We start from the raw sequence: 231 nt of genomic DNA, 5'->3' as shown, positions 1-231 counted from the left end.
CGTGGACTCCGTGGCAAGTGGTTGCCCTGTCCCCGACGCTGATCGGAAAAATCAAAGAGCTGAAAGGTCTCAACACCGTTACCTCGAAGAAGACTGGGGCTACGAAGACCTACAGTGTGACGGACCCGAAGTTTGGCCGAGACATTCGAATCTTCTTCGATGGTTCGAAGGCACCCGCAGATCAGTATCAAGTGATCCCGGCAGACACGCGCAGCGCGCTCGACGAGGAAG

General features: G+C 56.3%; 1 protein-coding gene. It reads left to right on the top strand.

Annotation, left to right across the window (positions count from 1 at the left end; translation table 11 throughout):
* A partial coding sequence (locus tag AC1RPG_RS09015) for a hypothetical protein (protein ID WP_481762645.1) occupies positions 1–231 on the top strand: 231 nt, incomplete at both ends.

The sequence above is a fragment of the Dellaglioa sp. CoH-57-MRSF-18 genome (genome assembly GCF_056781995.1).
Note: the sequence above shows the minus strand (reverse complement) of the source record. Positions and strands in the feature narration are given on the sequence as shown.